Origin of the sequence: Sporotomaculum syntrophicum, from assembly GCF_009932395.1 — a bacterium.
Classification (GTDB): Bacteria; Bacillota; Desulfotomaculia; order Desulfotomaculales; family Desulfallaceae; genus Sporotomaculum; species Sporotomaculum syntrophicum.
Map to the genome: position 1 here is coordinate 19455 of NZ_LSRS01000009.1, position 19014 is coordinate 38468.

Sequence of the window (19014 nt, forward strand, 5' to 3'; positions counted from 1 at the left end):
CGCCTTAAAGAATACCTGAGCCTAAAAAACTTAAATGTGCGAGGGTTCAAAAAAGTAAAAGCGCGTGTCTTATTATCATGTATTGCAATGTTATCCACAGCGATGGTTTCAGTATTTGAGCCCAAAGTTGTAAAGCAGGTAGCTTAGGCGATACTGGTATTTTAAAACTCTCTATAGCTCAAAGGGGTATTTTTGTCCATTTTTGATTATCCACAGTTATAAAATAGCATTTAGCATAGCAACTTACCATAACTGTGTTAAGTTAATGCGATTGCAGTTCTAAATTATGGCATTGAATTTTATGCTACAGAAATTATGCAAAATGCTTAATTAAATATGTTTCATTGAATATTTCCTTACTTATCCTCCCGGAATGAACTTCATACGCATTATTTTCTTTTAAGGTGACCTGGGCAATCCCAAACCCCAACTGGCCAATAGTAGGTTTGATAAATACTTGCTTATACTTTTGAAGTAGATAAAAGAACGAGCTCTCATCAAAAAGTTGTGTTTCCGGTATCAGGTACAAATCTTCTCCAGTGCCGTTTAGAACCTGGTATTGCGCCCACTTGCTTGATGGAGGGTGAGCCTGTATATCTGCCACGTATGCCTGGCCTTTTTCGTCGATAATTATTTTCACTACAACTGTCATATATTCAGTCAAAGATTCCTCCAAACATTCTACTGCCTGTTTAGCTAGACTGTTACAAGCCACCATGTTTGTGTCTTGTCTGGGTTCACTTAATGGTTCTTCCCATTGCCGGGTAACCGCAATACGTTGCATTGTTACCAAATACTCGCGTTCTCCCTCTTGTAAGCTGGGTTGAACAACATAATATTTCTTACTTTTCAGTATGCCACGATTGATTAGATTGTCATATAAGCCGATGATATTGCTGAACATTTCCTCTTTATGGTAAGCGTGTACCTTGTAATGTCCCTGTCCCAGCGAAGAAATAAAAATTCGCTCATAACCATAGCATGGCATTATTTGTACATTTTGGTATTGATTGATATACATATCTAGCGATTCTGAATTTAAAAGCTCGGCTTGTGTCAGGTGTTTAGAGAGTTCGGTATCAGATCTTAAAATCTGGTAACGACTCCATCTTCCTTTCTTTACTCTCATACCGCCAACTCCATTTTAATTTATTTGAATTGAATTATTATATTCAAGTATGTTCATACACGATTAGACCTTTATTTGCATATTATGGATTGTGGAAATATATTACAGTATAGAAAGGGGGAGGGGAAAATGGGTATTCGTTGTACCTGCGGTGTATTTACCACTATCAAGGCTTTTGCAACAGATGTTAATGTACAATTTGTTGGTGTGCCAGGGACTGTGCGTGGCAATCTGCGTTATATAGTAAATGCTTGTGTTGATTTTCTTGAAGCATCTACTTTGACTCTTGTATTCACCCAAACCGAGTCTGGACCTCCAGATAGGAGTTTTACTTTTGAAGCCAGCAAAATTACCTGTACAAATTGCCTATCAATGGGTAATACATGTGTGGTTACAGTTGCGGGCGAAGGTACTGGTGGAAGAACCTTTTTTGCCGAATTTCGAGACACACCGGATACGGCTGCTAATGATTTAGTGCAGTCATTCATGATCAGTGGTTTCTTTAATCAAGGCGGGGCTGTACCAGTGCCCCAGGGTTCTATTATTTCAGTTGGCTGTTAGTTTTATGGGTAAATAAAGAAAGGGGCTAATAAAAATGGGTCTTCGGAGTTGTTGTGGTATGGTTACATCTTCAACGATTAAAGCTTTTGCAAAAAGAGTTAAAGTAAGATTTGCATACATCCCCGGAGCTATAAATGGCAGCTTGCTCTATAAGGTGAATGTAAGTGCAGACCCGCGTTTCGACTCTAATCTGACCCTGGAGTTTAGAGAGGAAAATCATGGTGCTAGGAGTTTTCGGTTCGAAGCCTGTCAAATAAGCTGTGTGACTTGCCGAAAGATAAGGGATAATTCTGTGGTTAGGGTAGAGGGCAAAGGAGCTTTTGCCGGCACCAGTTTCCAGCGTCACTTTGTTGCTGAATTTGTTGATCAACCCAAACCTGCGGAAAATGACGCCGTTCAATCATTCGTTATAGCAAATTTTTTTAGTCAAGGCGGGGTTGTTAAGGTACCCCAGGGGTCTTTAATAGCTACTGGAAAATTTTAAACGTACGTCCCGATACAACTAACATATATTTACGGATTACCCCGTGTAAAGGGGTATTTTTTTTAGGTCCAGAGCTGCGTTTGATTTTGCCCGATGTCAAACATTTAACCTATGCCTTGAATAATATAACTTGAAGCTTTGAACTTTCGGTAGGTTATTAAGTTTATGATGAAAGGTATTGGTTAAGCTATGAAAACAATAGTATTCATTGAGACCCAAAAATCCGGTTCAAGCAGAGAAGCCATAAGAGCTGCAGAACGACTGGGGTATTATACCGTGCTGCTGACAAAACGCTCTTCATTTTGGGAAAAACGTTCTGAATTTCCTGATGTTCATTTGATGCGTTTATGCAATTTAGAAGATATTGAAGAAATACGCAATAATATAAGAGCTCTTACCTTAAGAGCCCTTGATATTTACAGCATTATTAGTTTCGTTGACCCTTATTGCTATACGGCCTGTCTTATGGCCGAAGAGTTCGGAGTTAACCATTTTTCCACGCAGGCTGTTTTAACGATGCAGGATAAAATTCTTTCCCGTGAAGTTCTCGCGCAAACACCATATGTCCCTAAATATCAGGTTCTGTCGAATAAATTATCCAGGATTTCGCTCAGAAGAGAAGACAGTCGGCAGACCAGGTTTATCTTAAAATCACCTAATTCCACGGGTTCTAAAGACGTATACGTAATTAATAGTGAAAAAAAACTGGAACGATATATGGAATTACTGGACAAAAAATATCCTGGAGTCCCCATACTAATTGAGGAATATCTAGATGGTCCACAATATTTAGTTGAAGCAGTTGTTTACCAACAAGGGATTTATATTATTGCTATAATTGAGCAGGAAATTACCTTCAGCAAAAGATTTATTGTCACTGGCTATAGTTTGTTGCTTGATCTGGAAGCAGATTTTTTACACAGTTTACGGGAGGCTGTAAGTACAATTATAAAACTCCACGGGATGGAGTCAGGAGCTTGTCATTTGGAATTGCGCCTGGTTAATCAGGAATGGAAGTTAATTGAAATAAACCCTCGCATATCAGGTGCAGGTATGAACAAATTAATTGAATTTGGTTTCGGTATCAATTTGGTTGAGGAAACGCTAAAAATTGCCCTCGGTCAAGAGCCGAATCTACGGGCAAAGTTTAAGCAACCTGTTTTTGCACAATATCTAATTATCTCGCAAACTGGCTATTTAATGAAAGTTACTGGTAAAAAAAAGGCTTTAAGAGCCCCCGGCGTTTTAGAAGTATATGTGAAGCCGCGCAAGGGCAGGTTGCTTACTCCTCCTCTTTCCATGGGAGATAGGTACGCGTATGTTATAGCCAAAGGTAGTACCGAGCAGGAAGCAAAAGAAAATGCTAAACAAGCTGCGGCTCAAATTAAGTTCTTGCTTTCGGGTGTGGATACTATCCAGGTAAACCAAATTAATATGTCTGAAAAATAATCGAAAGTAAACAGGTGGTAGAGTAATGGAGTCTACCACCTGTTTTTTGGCGACGGCTATGCATACACTTCTCTACGAAAGGGTTTAACACCAATAGACGTTCCCCCTGTAATATTGTTATACATATCTTTTCGTTCCCTGGCTAAATACATGGCGTATTTAATCATATTCCTGACCACATCCAGCTCTAAATAAAAAGTCGGGGGGCAGCCCGGGCGCCAGTTTACTTCATAAACCCATATTTTTCCTAAATCATCCAGCCCTGCATCAATACCCAGTTCGTCAATTCTCTCGTTGAAGTATTTTTGTTGCACTTCATCCATATGAGCAGCTAACTGGAGCGAAAAATGTTCCAGGTAACGCTTAATATTGAAATACTCATCGCCAAATTCCTGTTTCAGAAAAGGTATTAAATAGTTGGTCGAACCTCCGCTGTTGATATTGGATACTATACTTCCTTCAGGTGCAAAGCGAGGGTAAATTGCCGTGATTAACCACTTTCCTGCACCGTCCTTTTGCACATGCAACCTTACATCATAGGAAATCCCTGATTTTGTTTTACAGTTAATGTATGGCTGCAGAAGGTGAGACTCATCCCTAAGCTTTTGAGCAACAAGGTCACGTAATTCTTCAAAACTAAGTACACAGTTACCCTCACAGGATCTTATATTATATCGGTCACGCACACCTTCGATGTAGGTTATACCTTGACCTTTACGTCCATTTACAGGCTTAAACACAACCTTACGGTAAGTATTAAATAAGTCAAAAAATCTTCTGGTCGAATGAATAACTTCAGAGGGAATAAGATATTGAGCAAACTTACCTTCCAATTTCAACCTTTGATAAACTCTCATTTTGTTACCAATGGAATAGGTAGTGAATGGAATTAACTCCTTCAGTTTTGCTATTATATTGTGCGACTTGGCCAGTTTTTCAGGACTCCCCGCGTTATAGACTACCTCTGGAAAGGGACTGTCCTTTTTCTCCCAAACGCCATTTACGTATACGTAGCCATGAATTACATTTTGTGAAAAATCTACTGCCTTTGGAGTAAAATAAAGTAATTCTGCGCCCTCTGCTTTAGCAACTGCGGCAAAAGCATAGGATTTAACTACTTTTTGAGGGTCCTTGCGGTGATGCAGCATACCTATAATCAATAACAGCACCTCATTTCAATTACAAACATACACGAAAAAAGTTAATATTTTTACAGAGTACTTTAATTTATGCATTAATCCTTAGTTTTGTTATGATTGGGCAAGCCGGTTGTTCCAGTTTAAGGGATTTTGTATGAATTTTGTTAACTAGAATAAATCGGGGGTATGTTGCGTCATAATTAACAAATTTTTGAACTAGGGTGTAATTGGTTATAAATAAAGATAATTTTTCTCAATAGCAGCTATAACTGTTTATCCTGGCCAAGAAAACTATTATAGCCAAATTGCTCAAAAAACCACCTCTATGATAAAATTCTTTAGCTGTTCAAAAACTGTCAGACTACTTTGAGTAAGGGGTGAAGTTGTGAGGAGGTATGTTGTTTCTATAGTAAGCACAATTGTGTTTGCCTTTTTATTATTAATAGGCAATGCGGGACCTGCTGCTGCACTTACACAAGACCAGCAGCGGTTAGTTGATGAAAAAGCAGATGCAATTCTTACTACCGCAAAGGATTTAATTGGTCAGGCTGTTTACGGTTACTATAATGTAAATGTAACCCCAATGCGTATGGGGTGTGGTGGCTATGTGTATTATGTGTTTCTACAAAACGGGATAGACCTTGGAACCCTTAATAACAATATTCAAAGCGAGCTTGGAGAGTACGTTGCCAAAAATGATTTGCAAAAAGGTGACCTGGTATTTTTTGATGCCAATAAGACAGATCAAAACCCGACCACTCACGTTGGTATTTATTATGGTAATAACAAAATAATTCATATGGCCAGTGAAGAATTAGATATTGTTATATCTGATTTAAGTGGTTCTTATTACACCAAGAATTACTATACTGCCCGCCGGGTCATCCCCACTTATTTACTGCCTCAAAATAGTACACCGGCCGGTAGTATTGTTGAAACCGCTGAGAGTTTGATGGGTATAGCCAAATATGGTTCATATAACGAAACGAAACTAACTTTTAATAGCCCCGAATTTGTTTATTATGTTTGTAAAGAAAACGGTGTTGATTTGGGAACAAAGTATTCTAACCAGCAAGCGCGATTAGGACAGCCTGTGTCAAAGGATAAATTGCAACCGGGGGATTTGCTTTTCTTTGCCATCACACCAGGAGGTAATATAACATCTCGTTCGCTGGTGGGGATATACAGTGGCAGTAATGAATTCGTTGTATGTTCTTATATTAACCCCAAAACAGGGGAAGGTGTTGTTAAAGGAAATCTGTCGGATGCAAAATATAGCTCAAAGTTTGTTACAGCAAGACGTGTTTTGTAAAACATAATACTTCAAATATAGTAGAAACCTCGGATTGGCCCCGAGGTTTCTATTACTTATAAGCAATTAAAGCTTTCATTATTTGTTCATGCATTGTTTTATCATACATATAAAACATGTAAATATCGGGTTTAAAGTTGGCCTCGATGAACCATATATTGCCATGTAAATCAATGCCTAAATCAAATCCAATAATTTTTATATCCTTAAAGTTTTCTTTTAACTGTTTGGCCATATCTTTGCTTACTTGACTAATTTTATTTTCTATATTTTTGATCGATGCAAGTTCTAGCGCTATATCCAATGGGAGCAACTCTTTAGCCATATTAGTAATTAAATAGCCATCGTGAGCTATTTTAGCTAATTTCCCGGTTATTACCCATTCATTATTTTTAGAATCCCATTGTATAAGAATTCTAACATCAAAAATGCTACCATCAATCAAAGCTAGCGGGATTTTTTGTTGAATAAGGTAACGGTTTTTCAATAAGAAATTTGTTTGCAAAAATTCAAAAACGCAATCTTGACCAACCAGTTCATGTTTGGTTCTCTCTGTATGAATTTCATATGCATTGTTTTCTTTTATAGTAATTTGCGCTATTCCTAACCCCCATTGACTAAAGCAGGGTTTGATTATTACCTGCTTAAACTTTTCAAGTAAGTTAAAAAGCGATTCATAGGTTAAAATTTCGGTTACAGGAATGAGGTAGGATTCTTTCTTGCTGGCTTTAAAAATTTGGTACTGACTCCATTTACTAAATAATGGGTGAATTGTCACATCAGTGATCCATGGCTTTCCTTTTTTATCATGTATGATTTTTATTACAATTGTTGTGCAATCAGTGAAAATTTTTTCTAATTTATAGGAAATGCGTCCGGCAATTTCATTATAATTATTTGAAGATGTTTTCCACTCGGAAGATATAGGATCTTGTTGTACTGTTATATGCTGAGCTTGAATTGTTAAATTAGGCTTAATTATATATCTCTTTTTAGGTTTCAAAAGTTTTTCTTGTAAATAATTATATACATGCTCTATCCCTTTTATAATCACACTATTTTTATAGCCATCAACCTTATATTTATCATCCCCCAGAGAATAAATTAAAATGCTATCATGACCGTAACATGGTAATATTTCAATATTGTTGTATTTATTGAGGTAGTTAATAAGGGACTGTTTGGTTAATAGGTTAACTTCCAATAGATACTGGGTTATATTGGGGTCGGAATTTAAAATTAGATATTGGCTCCATCTGCCTTTGGAAACTTTCAATTCAGACACCTCTATTTCGGCCAATAGCATGGTTAGTCGATATAATTAATGTGCAATGAACCAATGAGTGTTGCCTATGAAGGGGTAAATAAAACGCTGATGGAAAATTGCCTGCCATCAGCGTTTTTCCTTCTTATTGAAATGTTTATTTAAGTACCTAACCGTATCATACATGTTAAGCCCGCTTGCCCCTTTTACCAAAATAGTCCAACCTGGCTCAATCAATTTCGCTAAATCCTGGTGGAGTAGCTGTTTTGCAGTCCGGGAATAATGCCTGGCTTTATCGGGTGGGAAGCCGGCCGCAACAGCTCCAATAACTATATTTTTCGATATATTTCCATAGGTAAATATATAATCAACTTTTTTTTCTTTTAAATACTCACCTATCTTCCAGTGTTCTTCCGGATGCTTGTCACTAAGACCGGGCATGCTGCCAAGCACCGCGACTTTCTTTTTGCCGGCCATTTCTATAAGGACATCGATAGCTCCTCTCATCGCATCCGGAAAAGCATGAACCGTATCATCTATTATGGTGATATCCTCAGCATGCCGGTAAATGTCCAGACGGTGGCGTGGTTTTTTCATCTCATTAAACCCCTGCTGAATTTCTTCCGGTGAAAATCCCAGACAATCTGCAACAGCAATGGCAAACAGGGCATTGTAAACATGGTAACGGCCAAAAATCGGAATAGAAAAGGAATATTCCTTTTCCCCAAGGAAAAGTTCGAAATACATTCCGTTTTCGCTAAAATTTACATTTTTAGCCTGATAATCAGCTTGGGTGTCAATTCCCACTGTTTTTAGTGTTCCCTTAAAGGCATTCGTTTCGAGCAGCTTTGAGTTGTGGTCATCCGCATTTACAAAAAGAACACCGTCCGGGTCCATTCCGTGGATAATTTCCGATTTTGCTGCAGCAATCCTTTCAATTTTCCCTGCAAAGTTTCCAATATGTGCTAATCCTACATTTGTTATAACTGAAATTTTTGGCTGAATTAGTTCACAATGCCGGGTTATAACTCCAGGATACGCCATGCCATACTCAAGGACCACAACACGGTGGATGGGACCAATTAGTTTAACATGCTGTTCGGTATGGTCAGTCCGATTCCAGTAATCGCTCGATTCAAATGTAATATATTTTGTCCGCATAATTGCTGCAATCATTGTTTTTGTTGATGTTTTCCCTGCACTGCCGGTTACAGCAATGACCGGCCTTTTTACTGATATATCGATAGGCATATTGCCATCCTTCTTTCTAATTATTATGCTCAATGGTATTGGCAATAAGACGGTATAGATATTCGGTGTGTGCACGATGGCATATCTCAGGACCGATTAGTACCACCCTGCCGTCCTTTTCAGTAAGAATTGCCGCTTCGCCTTCAGCTTTTGAGTGTTCGGGCCAATACCCTGCGATAAAGGAACCAGGGCCAGAGTCATAATTAGCAACTACTACAGCCTCGGTCGTGTTGGTAAACCAAACCGGCCGGTATACGAAGCCAATATCTGTCGCTAGATAACCTTCCGTCAGCGGACCGGGGATATAACGTATGTTTACGATGCCATTGTTATTCCACCCGCTGACGTTAACTGTTGCTTTGGTCAACTTGAGAAAAATTCTGGCTACTCTGGCTCCTCCTGCACCTATAGTGATAAACATGCCTCCCGCTTCAATAAATTCAATTATATTTTTGGTGCCGTTTTCCCGTTCAGAGATTGATGCGAACACATATTTCTTGTACCGTTGAGGCATTTTTTCCGCAGTATAAAAAAGTTGTTCATAACTGTTATAAATGAGCACAGTAAAGTTATTTAAAGACCTCTGAGCAGCCAACTGTTGCGGAGGGAGCTCTGTTACGGAATAACCCATCATCGTTAGTGCTTCCCTTGCTCCTGCATGGGACTTTTTCCCGTATAACCCACCATCTTCGATAAGGGCAATTTTTTTGGGGGATAGATGAAACGGAGTAGCGTAGCTATCCCTTTGCACCTTTGCCAAGTTTTGGGGGATGAAGGGAACATCTTGCCCCTTTGTTGTTTCAGCAGTTTCCCGGCGATACAGGGGAATAGACTCTACACCCCAAAGCAGCGGCAAACTCCATGCGCATAGTTCGGTCATTTTAAATGGCTTTGGGGAAAGATCTTCACCGGACCATAAAAAAGTGTGGGCAAGAATTGCTTTGGGTTGGTGTAAATCAATATAATACTCGTCATTTGTTCTTTTATCAATATGAACACCGTTCCACTGTAAATGGTTAATCAATTTAACTAAAGGAGCTATTTCTGCATTTTTTTTGCGTAGTAGATATGCCTCAGGGAAAAAACCGTTAGGGTGCAAGGGATGACGTCCTTCTTTCCCTCTATTAATAAATTCAATATGATTTTTTAGTAAGTGCTGTTTATTTGTAATGATATATCGACATGCACCCAAAACAGCGAGATAAAGCCAGGAGATACTGTCGGCTGCTCTTGTCGGTGCTTCTATGGTACAACCAACTGTACCATGAAGTAGGGAATACATAGCTATGCTGAACGGGGTATAATCATCCCAGCCGGAAGTACTGTCACGGAGGGGGATATAGGTTCCAGTCATTTCTTTATAGCGTTTTGAAACAAAGGTATCTTTGTTGTCTAGAAGGTATTTTTCAATATATTCTGCCATTGGCATAGCATTCTGCAAATAAAGGTCGTATTCATAGACTGGATTGTGGGGTGGAGTGGATGGTTCAATTACCCCTATTTTGTGAGGATCCTTGCAAACAAATCCATGCAGATCGAGGAGAACGACAGGGTTGTACTCGGCAATCAGGCGAACGATGGCTTTTGTTTCAGACTGGGATTGGGTAATGAAATCTCGGTTTAAGTCAAAGCCTTTTCCGTTAAACCTGGTATTATGCTCAAAACCGTCCGGGTTGACACAAGGTATAAGAATTAAGTGCAGGTGCTTGAGCCATTCCTTTTTTTCAGAAAAGTACTCAAGTAGCCTGAGCACTGCTGCTGTGCCGCAGCGTTCATGACCATGAACGGCAGCAGTTATTACTACCGGAATCTTTGCTGTATCCCTTGGCGGCTTGCAGCCAAGCAAGCTATTTAAACACTGGTTTTTTTTATTTTCACTTATCATCACACAGAATAGTTTCTTTCCATGACTGGATTCCCCGATTTCCTGTATGGAAATGTTATTGCTACCGTCGGCAAATGCTTTTACTGTCTTTACAAGTATTGTGTAGTCTATTGAGCATTCCCCCTTAAGCACCGTTATTGGCTGTGGATTTCTTTAATTTTTCTGCCAATTGCATCATTTGCTTATTGAAACGCGAGCTTTTGATTAAAAAAACTGTATTTTCATCCACAAGCTGCTTTAGTTTATTTTCGACCGGGTCTATATCTACAAATGAAACTATTTTTCCTTTAAATTGTTCTCTTGCTGCCTGTCTAGCCATTTGTGCAGCACTTGTACCTACCGTTATGAGGGTGCCGATATCTGTCCTGGCAATCAAGCTGCCTATCTCACGGTGAATTTGTTCATCATAATCGCCAAGTTGTTGGATATCGCCGATGAGCAAAACCTTTTTTTTATTTGGTTCTATTGCTTCGAGTACTTTTAAGGCGGCTCGTATTGAAGTTGGATTTGTACTCCAGGTATCGTCAATCATAAGCGAACCGTTAAATGCAGCAGATATTTCCAGGTGTCTTTCCACGTTCCTAAAAGACTTGAGCCTTTCGACAGCCTGTTTCATTCCTATACCCATCTGATGCAATGCGGCAAGTGCTGCAAGCGCATTGTATACCTGATGCTCCCCATACCCAGGTATATACATATCGTATTTAAAATTGTTTATATTCAGCGTGCATCTCATACCTCCCTCAGCGTACTTTACGTTTTGGGCCTGAAACTCCGCCTTGTTTAGTAAGCTAAAATAAACAATTTTTCCTTTGAAACCGTTAAGGGATATTTTTTTAATATTTTCGTCATCCGCGTTTAAAATAAGAACCCCATCTGGTCGCAGTCCCTCAACTAGTTCTGCCTTGGCCTGGATATAGCCTTCAAGAGTTTTGCAATGCTCAATATGATCAACGCCAATGGTTGTAATAATTCCGATTGTCGGCTGGTAAATCATGCAATGGTATCTTAAATTGCCCGGGTTCCCTAAACCTGTTTCAAAGACAGCTGCATCTGTTTTATGGTCGATTCCTTGAAGATACTGAAACGACCTTTTCGGCTCATTCCAGTTATGGATAGTTGACTGGACGTTATAATCTTTCTCAAGCACGTGCTTGATCATTTCCCTGGTTGTTGTTTTACCGCAAGTCCCAGTGATGGCAACTACAGGAATTTCAAATAATCCTCGGTAGTAGTTTGTAAACCTCCAGAATGCTTCGCGTATTTTTTCCACCCGGATCACGGTTACTTTTTCTCTGACTCCCTCTAATTCACGTTCCTCTTTATCCGTTACGATTGCACATGGTTGTACCCTTTTCAGTGCGTCCCAATCAATTGTCTGTTTTCTATGGATAAAAATGAGCGTTCTTCTTGTCCTGACTTTATGTCGTTTATATTCTGCTGCGGCTGAAATTTCGAGGTCTGGTTTACCCTGTACAAATTTACCCTGAATAATCCTACATATTTCTCCTGTGGTAATTGAAATCATTTAAGCTTACCCTTTCCCTGTTTACTTTATGGTTACTCTAGCATTTTTGTTGGCATCATAAGATCCGACACACATGTTGTGTAACCTGCTTTAAGCTTTTGGGCCAAGGCTACCATAGCTTTATCATAGGCATAACCTTTTACTAGTACTATTGACTTTTCATCGATTATGGTGGTTAACTTGTGGTGAACTCCTGCCATAGTTTCAAAAGATTCCACCTGACCCCGATATCCTTTTCTGATTGCCGCTCTTCCTATTTCGGCTGCTGTTCTTCCGATCGTGAATAGGACATCCACAGAGTTTTCCGCAACCATTTCACCGATTATTTGGTGGTATTTAACTTTGTGCTCGCCGAGCCGATTCACTTCGCCTAAAACAGCAATCTTCTTTTTCCCCCTGGCCAGGGAATCAAGCAATTTTAAGGCTGCTTTAATTGATGTAGGATTGGTAAGAAAGGTATCATCGATAAGAGTTGAACCTTTTATGCCGGTGAAAACCTCCATATACCTGGGAAAGTTTTTATAAGAGCGTAGTCTTTTGGTAGCTTCTTCTATTTCAACGCCGACCTCGTGCACAGCAGCTATCGCTGTCAGGGCATTGTACACCTGGTGTTCGCCATAACCTGGCACAAAAACCGGGTACTTTTTGCCCCGATAGTTTAAAATGAATTTCATCCCGTTTTGGGCAAATTCAATTTGAGAAGCCAGATAATCAGCTGTTGTATTCAGGCCGATGTAAACGATTTTTCCCTTAAAGCTCTCCAATTTAATTGTTTTGGTATTTTCATCATCAGCGTTTAAAATAAGCGTACCTTTATTGTCCAAACCATCAAGCATTTCAGCTTTGGCATTTATATAAGCTTCAACAGTCTTGCATTCATCAAGGTGGTAGACACCAATGTTGGTAATAATGCCAATTGACGGCTTGAAATACCTGCAATGTTCGGCAAGATCCCCCGGTCTGCCAACCGCTGTTTCAATTACTGCGGCTTTCGTTGTTTTGTCAATGCCAAGCAGATAGGGAAGGTCTTGTAACCTGGAATTGGCGCTACCTCGGGTAGCCTGTACTTTTCGGTCCTGCTCAAGAATATGCTTTATAAGCTCTTTTGTTGATGTCTTTCCGCAGGTACCGGTCACTGCTATGAAGGGGATGTCAAAAAGGTTCCTGTAATAATCAACGAAGCTCCAATAGGCAAGATCAATATTATTTACCTGAATTATAGGGCAATCTTGAAAAGCTTGCAGCTCGGGGAAAATGTTGTTAGTAACGAACGTTAAAGGTGTAAATTCGAGTAATCTTTTCCAATCTATACTTCTTTGCATCCTTAAAAATAATACTGTATTTTTTTGAGTCAACCTTTCAAATCGGTATGCCGCATCATAAAGAACATTGTTACCGTTCCCCTGAATGAGCTTTCCTTTGGTAATTGTCAAAACTTGCTCAACTGTATGAGGAATCACCCATTTAATCTCCCTTCAATCGGATTTTGACTTAGTCAATTCCAGCTAGCATTTTCGCCTCATCGAATGCTTGAATCATGTTCCCATACCAATATATGTATGATTATTTGATGTGCTACTCCTTTTAGCTAAGAACTCTTATGCTTTACACATTCATCTCACTAACTCAATATTTAAATCTGCGATTCAAAAACTTCTCATAACAAAACCAAGAAAAAAGAACCGGGGAAGCAATGAAAATTTCTCCTTACTTCCCTGGTTCTTTTACCTTATCAAATTATCATATATTTTCAGCGGGTGAATTGGGCAACGGTATACCGGGTTTTATTTCGGGCCTATCGGGTGTTGGGCCAGGGTCTGCTGAATCACCCGTAGTCTCATTTTCAGGTTCCTCATCGGGTTCTTCTTCTTGAGGTTCTTCTACAGGTTCATGACCTGGTATCTGTGTTTCGCTTTGCACGGCAATTATTTGTTCCACCGGCAGGTAATAACTGCTGGGCAGTGCTTCCTGTTCTACCTTACCATTCACAGTCACTATTCTCTGTGCCTGGGCTCGGTATCCGCTGGCACCCTTTTGGAGCTCTTTAGATTGCTCGGGTTCTAAAGAGGGATCCACCTTATAAACCACCTTTGGTTCAATTGTCTCGGTCACCCAGCTTTTTAATTGAATATTTTTCCCCTTTTCATTGTTGCCATATATTCTTACGGTGATATAGTTCCCTTCGACGCTGGTTTTAATCAACATGTGACTACCTGTATTGTTTTTGAACTTCAGGTCCAGCGAGCCGTAAGAAACGGCAGCATCAAGTCCGATGGGGGCGTAGCTAATGGGGATGTTATGATTCCCCCTTTGGACGATGTCTAGATCAGCCAGCAAAACAGCGTTATATAACGTTGTAGCCACCTGGCATATTCCGCCTCCTATACCTTCTGTCAATGTATTGCCTACAATAATCCCGGCATTTTGATAGCCCTTATCAACTTCCCGGGGTCCAACTACATCATTGAAAGAGATTATTTCTCCTGGTGCCACGACCAGACCGTCCAAGACGTCGGCGGCGATCTTAATATTCTGGGTGCGCCCGGTTAAAGCCGAATTGAAACGGGTAGTATACTGGGCAATCATTTCTTTTATGTTCCATTTGGTTACTTCTTCTGTACTTAGTTCTGGTTTGATTTTGGCTGTTGTTAGCTCCAGGGATAAGTCATTGTTGCTATTTATCATTTCTAATAATTGTTTAGTAAACTGATCAATTTCCACCCGAAAGCCATCCTTAGCCGGTTGCACCATCACTTGCCCCTGGCTGTTTACTGTGGGACCGGCATTCATTGCTGGTATATACAGGGGGTTTACTATTGTTTGCAAGGCGGACTTGACCTTATTCCGGTCCAGGTTAATCACGGCCGGTTGTTGTCCTATTAGATGCAAGCGGGCTTGCCAGCGCTTGATTATTCCCATTTGGTTGGCATTTTCCAGTACCTGATCGATGGTTTTAGAGGCATTTAGGCTAAGACCCAGTGCACCTAAAGTAACTTCATGGTCAGTCCCTTGGTATGCTATTTTCACTTTTTGCTTTTGCAGCTGTTGTTCCAAGTGCAATAATTTGGTCATGGCAGCTTGTTTTGATAATTTTGATAAATCTACTCCCAGTACTGTAGTGCCAGGGGGCAGGATGTCAGTTGCCGTGTTTGGATTGGAAAAACAGTTATCATTTGCCATTGCTGTTGCTATAACTCCAAGTGCCAGGAATAGCAACAGCAATAATCCAAACCTGATTAATTTGTATTTATTTTTTTTCCTTGGTGCCATTGCGAAACTCCTTTGCACTTTATAATTTATCCATTTATAATATGACACCAAATAACTGTATAAAGTTTCATAAATTAATCGGAATCCATGGATTTTTTAGGATTTAACCGGCTTTTTGTTCCATTTCTAAAAAATTCCTAATAAAATGTATTAGTTTAATTATGCCGGATTAGAGTATTCAAAGACCTGGAGGTGGCGCATAATAAATAAAAACAGTAAAAGGTGAGGTTATGGAAAATACAAATAAGCAGGGGAATAATGCTGTTGGGATAAAGAAGCGCATAGTACCATCAGTGGCAGCCGGGGATGACGAAATTCTCAAAAGAAGTGCCAGTCCTAAGGATAAAGCCAGAGGTGATTACACCCGGGTAACAACTCTTTCCTACGATGAAGTAGAGTCTTAATTATAAAACTGAGATATCCTTGTTGTACAATGTTGTACAATGAATAACCCGAAAAGGCCTCCATTGACTAGCGTGGAGGCCTTTTGACAATTGTTCTAAACTAGATCTAATAACCGTACCAGGTTGTTTATAAATACACAGACCACCACACCTACAGCAGTTGGTATCAAAGCAGCCAATAAAGTCCAACGCCGGCTGCGTTGTTCCCTTTGAATAGTCAACAGTGTGGTACCGCATGGCCAGTGGCAAAGGGAGAATATCATGGTGCACAGCGCTGTCAACCAGGTCCACCCGTGCTGCTCTACCAGCAGGTGGCGCAGGTCGGCCAGGCTGGCCAGTTCTGTCATGGCACCGCCGCAAACATAGCTCATGAGCAGAATGGGTAAAACAATTTCGTTGGCCGGCAACCCCAGTATGAAGGCTAGCAATATAAAACCATCTAAACCCATAAATTTGGCCGGAGTGTCCAGCCAGCCGGCCAGGGTAGATAATAGGCTGGCGCCGTCAACTGTGGTATTGGCTAGTATCCAGATTAAACCACCTGCGGGCGCGGCGATAACTACGGCACGGCTTAAAACAAATATTGTACGGTCCAGTACTGAGCGTACGAGCACCTGACCGAGTAGTGGTCTTCGATAAGGTGGCAGCTCCAGGGCAAATGAGGACAGCTCACCGCGCAATATCGTTATAGATAGCAGCCATGATATGGCTAGCGTAACAGTAATGCCAAAGACAACCAGCCCGGCTACGGTCAGGGTAGCTATGAAGCTGCTTAGTGATAAAGACACGGAACCGGCGATAAATATGCTAACTAGGGCAATTAATGTAGGAAACCTGCCGTTACAGGGCACAAAATTGTTGGTTAGTGTAGCAATCAGCCGCTCCCGTGGTGACTCAATAATACGGCAGGCAATAATGCCGGCAGCGTTGCAGCCGAAGCCCATGCTCATAGTCAGGGCTTGCTTGCCGTGGGCACCGGCTTTTTTGAAAAAACGGTCCAGGTTAAAGGCCACCCGGGGCAGGTAACCCAGGTCTTCTAAAAGAGTGAACAGGGGGAAGAAAATGGCCATTGGGGGCAGCATGACTGATACAACCCAGGCTAAACTCCGGTAAACGCCTAAAACCAAAAAACCATGCAGCCAGCCGGGGGCATTAAGGGCCATAAATAAATCCGTAAGCCGCTCCTCAATCCAAAAAAGTCCTGTTGCTAGTAAATTTGAAGGTATATTGGCGCCGACAATGGTTACCCAGAATACCACAGCCAGCACGCCGAACATGATAGGGAACCCCCATATTGGGGATGTTAATATGTTGTCAATTTGGCGATCCAAATCTTGCCTTTTTGGGGATGTGTGGCTAACTACTTCACCGGCAATCTGTTCGGCAGTGCTGTAGATGCTGGCCACAATATTGTCCTGTAATTGGTTCCGGCGTAGTCCGGCGATCTCCTGAGCATCCTCAAGCAGCGGTATTAAAGATTTTTGCATTATCAGGCTAATCCCTCCTGCCCCACAGGCATTACAGGTACTGTTTTGCCGGCATTTAAATAATTCTCCATAGTTTGCACCAGCCTGGTATCACCGTCTAGTAAACGCAGGGTCAGCCAGCGGGAGTTTATAGAATTGCCTACTATGGCCTTCACCCGAGGTTCCAGCCGGGCGATAGCATCCTCTACATCTTGGCTGTAGCGCACCGGCTGCGGTTTTGTTTGCACTCGTTTGTTTGCCACATCGCTAACCAGCTCCTTCAGCCGAGGCATGCCCTCACCGCTTCTGGCGGCGGTGGCTACAACAGGTACCCCCAGTCGTTTACTCAATTTATCGGTGTCTATCCGTATTTTTTTACGCCTGGCTTCGTCAATTAAATTTACACAAATGACCACCCTGCCGGTGATTTCCATGACCTGCAAAGCCAGGTTCAGGTTGCGTTCTAAACAAGTGGCATCTACCACTACAATGGTGGCATCCGGCCTGGCAAAACAGATGAAATCCCGAGCTACTTCTTCATCGGCTGAATTGGACAGCAGCGAATAGGTGCCTGGCAGATCGATCAATCTGTACCGGTGCGATTTGTATATATAACTGCCTTCAGCCCGTTGTACCGTTTTACCCGGCCAGTTGCCGGTATGCTGACGTAAGCCCGTTAAAGCATTAAACACAGTGCTTTTGCCGGTATTGGGGTTACCTGCTAGCGCGATTACATAATCGCAGTCGTCTGCAAGTGTATGAAAAATCTCCCGGGTGCTTGACTGTCCGGTTGATTGATAGGTAAGGCCCATTTCCCCTGATCCTTTCGTTAATAATATGGTTATCCATTAGTTATGGCTGTTTGGATTTACTGGTAATAAACTATTAAACTTGGTAATTTCCAATGCTATTAACACGCTATTTCCATGGACTTACCAGCACTTGCCCGGCTACATCCCGGCGCAGCGCAATCACTGCACCCCTGATATTAAAGGCGATTGGGTCACCTGCTGGACTGCGCCGGATCACTTCCACTTTAGTTCCTGGAACAAGGCCAAGATCCAGTAGCCTGCGCCGGGTTAACCCCTCGGCTACAACTTCTTTGACCAGGGCGAAAGACCCGTTGCTCAGGCAATTTAGTGTTGTGGTAGCACTCACGTGTATATTCCCCCCAAACTTTATGGTGTATTATTTTGTTATAGGTATCTAACTTTCTCTATATAATATGTGGTTTGTACTTAAGGTGTTACTGCTTAGGCGTGTCAAAACGTGGCAGCATGACAATAAAAAAACCGGCTTATACAGCCGGATGAGGTGTTAGTGGTATCATTTCTCGTAACCATCAACTAAGCCCAGTCCTTGTTGTTTTCTTTTTTGAGAGTGCTTTAAGAATTGCTGGGCACACTCGTCATTCAGCTCAAAAAAATCGACCAGGCTTTCTATAGCCCAGATGGTGGGTATGGATAAATAATGTTCCATAGCCTCGGTCTCAGCTTTGATATCGCAACTGGAATCAATTACGTACAAAAATCTTTGCAGTATACTGTTCCTCTTAACGAGGAAATGACCTAGCTTGCGTCCTTTATCAGTTAAAACCAGCTCTCTGTATTTTTTATATACTAAATAATTTTCACTGCTTAGTTTCCTAATGGCGTTATTTACCGAGGGCATGGTTACACCAAGGCAAGCGGCAATATCGCTGACCCGCACTACATCATTGTTCAATGAAAAACGGTAAATTTCCTCCAGATAATCCTCAAGGCTTGGTGATAACAAGTAAACCCCCCCTAAAAAAGTACACTGCTTTGCAAAATGATGGTTGAATCTAAACTTATATTAATCTAACTACTTAGTAATTTTATTAGTATTAAG

17 protein-coding genes are annotated in these 19014 nt (G+C 41.0%); 5 read left to right on the top strand and 12 right to left on the bottom strand.

The features are described 5' to 3' along the window. Nucleotides 1-313: 313 nt before the first annotated feature. Nucleotides 314-1129, bottom strand: coding sequence for a YheC/YheD family protein (locus SPSYN_RS14655; RefSeq protein WP_161823241.1), 816 nt, complete (start codon nucleotides 1127-1129; stop codon nucleotides 314-316). Nucleotides 1130-1258: 129 nt separating this feature from the next. On the opposite strand from SPSYN_RS14655, the gene SPSYN_RS14660 reads away from it, so the two are divergent. From SPSYN_RS14660 to SPSYN_RS14670, 3 genes are all read left to right on the top strand, one after another. Beyond that, a complete protein-coding gene (locus SPSYN_RS14660; RefSeq protein ID WP_161823242.1) occupies nucleotides 1259-1690 on the top strand; it encodes a hypothetical protein in 432 nt (143 codons plus the stop codon). Nucleotides 1691-1748: 58 nt separating this feature from the next. Further along, complete coding sequence (locus tag SPSYN_RS14665) at nucleotides 1749-2174, top strand: hypothetical protein (protein WP_161823243.1); 426 nt, start codon at nucleotides 1749-1751, stop codon at nucleotides 2172-2174. A 189-nt stretch (nucleotides 2175-2363) separates the two neighbouring features. Next, on the top strand, nucleotides 2364-3623 hold the full coding sequence (locus SPSYN_RS14670; protein ID WP_161823244.1) for an ATP-grasp domain-containing protein: 1260 nt from the start codon (nucleotides 2364-2366) through the stop codon (nucleotides 3621-3623). Between the two features lie 56 nt (nucleotides 3624-3679). Here the strand turns inward: SPSYN_RS14670 and SPSYN_RS14675 are convergent, their stop codons facing one another. Further along, the gene (locus SPSYN_RS14675) at nucleotides 3680-4792 is read right to left on the bottom strand and encodes a YheC/YheD family endospore coat-associated protein (RefSeq protein ID WP_243153076.1); all 1113 of its coding nucleotides are present in this window, start codon (nucleotides 4790-4792) and stop codon (nucleotides 3680-3682) included. Nucleotides 4793-5183: 391 nt separating this feature from the next. On the opposite strand from SPSYN_RS14675, the gene SPSYN_RS14680 reads away from it, so the two are divergent. Further along, nucleotides 5184-6074, top strand: a complete 891-nt coding sequence (locus SPSYN_RS14680) for a C40 family peptidase (protein WP_161823245.1) — start codon at nucleotides 5184-5186, stop codon at nucleotides 6072-6074. A gap of 52 nt (nucleotides 6075-6126) precedes the next feature. Here SPSYN_RS14680 and SPSYN_RS14685 read toward each other — a convergent pair whose 3' ends face one another. The 6 genes from SPSYN_RS14685 to SPSYN_RS14710 form a co-directional block, all read right to left on the bottom strand. Beyond that, on the bottom strand, nucleotides 6127-7350 hold the full coding sequence (locus SPSYN_RS14685) for a YheC/YheD family protein (RefSeq protein ID WP_161823246.1): 1224 nt from the start codon (nucleotides 7348-7350) through the stop codon (nucleotides 6127-6129). Nucleotides 7351-7467: 117 nt separating this feature from the next. Continuing rightward, complete coding sequence (locus SPSYN_RS14690; RefSeq protein WP_161823247.1) at nucleotides 7468-8589, bottom strand: UDP-N-acetylmuramoyl-tripeptide--D-alanyl-D-alanine ligase; 1122 nt, start codon at nucleotides 8587-8589, stop codon at nucleotides 7468-7470. 16 nt (nucleotides 8590-8605) lie between these two features. Continuing rightward, a complete protein-coding gene (locus tag SPSYN_RS14695; RefSeq protein WP_161823248.1) occupies nucleotides 8606-10606 on the bottom strand; it encodes a DUF2817 domain-containing protein in 2001 nt (666 codons plus the stop codon). Then, entirely contained in the window at nucleotides 10599-12002 is a 1404-nt protein-coding gene (locus SPSYN_RS14700; protein WP_161823249.1) for a UDP-N-acetylmuramoyl-tripeptide--D-alanyl-D-alanine ligase, read from the bottom strand. Before SPSYN_RS14700 ends, SPSYN_RS14695 begins: the two co-directional genes overlap by 8 nt. 32 nt (nucleotides 12003-12034) lie before the next feature. After that, a complete protein-coding gene (locus SPSYN_RS14705) occupies nucleotides 12035-13462 on the bottom strand; it encodes a UDP-N-acetylmuramoyl-tripeptide--D-alanyl-D-alanine ligase (protein ID WP_161823250.1) in 1428 nt (475 codons plus the stop codon). A 280-nt stretch (nucleotides 13463-13742) separates the two neighbouring features. After that, entirely contained in the window at nucleotides 13743-15272 is a 1530-nt protein-coding gene (locus SPSYN_RS14710; RefSeq protein WP_161823251.1) for a VanW family protein, read from the bottom strand. Between the two features lie 230 nt (nucleotides 15273-15502). On the opposite strand from SPSYN_RS14710, the gene SPSYN_RS15820 reads away from it, so the two are divergent. Then, entirely contained in the window at nucleotides 15503-15676 is a 174-nt protein-coding gene (locus SPSYN_RS15820) for a hypothetical protein (RefSeq protein WP_202623858.1), read from the top strand. A 95-nt stretch (nucleotides 15677-15771) separates the two neighbouring features. Here the strand turns inward: SPSYN_RS15820 and SPSYN_RS15825 are convergent, their stop codons facing one another. From SPSYN_RS15825 to SPSYN_RS14725, 4 genes are all read right to left on the bottom strand, one after another. Further along, entirely contained in the window at nucleotides 15772-17163 is a 1392-nt protein-coding gene (locus tag SPSYN_RS15825) for a nucleoside recognition domain-containing protein (RefSeq protein WP_202623856.1), read from the bottom strand. A 2-nt stretch (nucleotides 17164-17165) separates the two neighbouring features. Beyond that, the gene (locus SPSYN_RS15830; protein ID WP_202623857.1) at nucleotides 17166-17954 is read right to left on the bottom strand and encodes a FeoB small GTPase domain-containing protein; all 789 of its coding nucleotides are present in this window, start codon (nucleotides 17952-17954) and stop codon (nucleotides 17166-17168) included. 106 nt (nucleotides 17955-18060) lie between these two features. Further along, nucleotides 18061-18300 (bottom strand): FeoA family protein, encoded by a 240-nt coding sequence (locus tag SPSYN_RS14720; protein WP_161823252.1) that lies wholly within the window; start codon nucleotides 18298-18300, stop codon nucleotides 18061-18063. 168 nt (nucleotides 18301-18468) lie between these two features. Further along, nucleotides 18469-18918, bottom strand: coding sequence for a metal-dependent transcriptional regulator (locus tag SPSYN_RS14725; RefSeq protein WP_161823253.1), 450 nt, complete (start codon nucleotides 18916-18918; stop codon nucleotides 18469-18471). Nucleotides 18919-19014 lie beyond the last annotated feature (96 nt).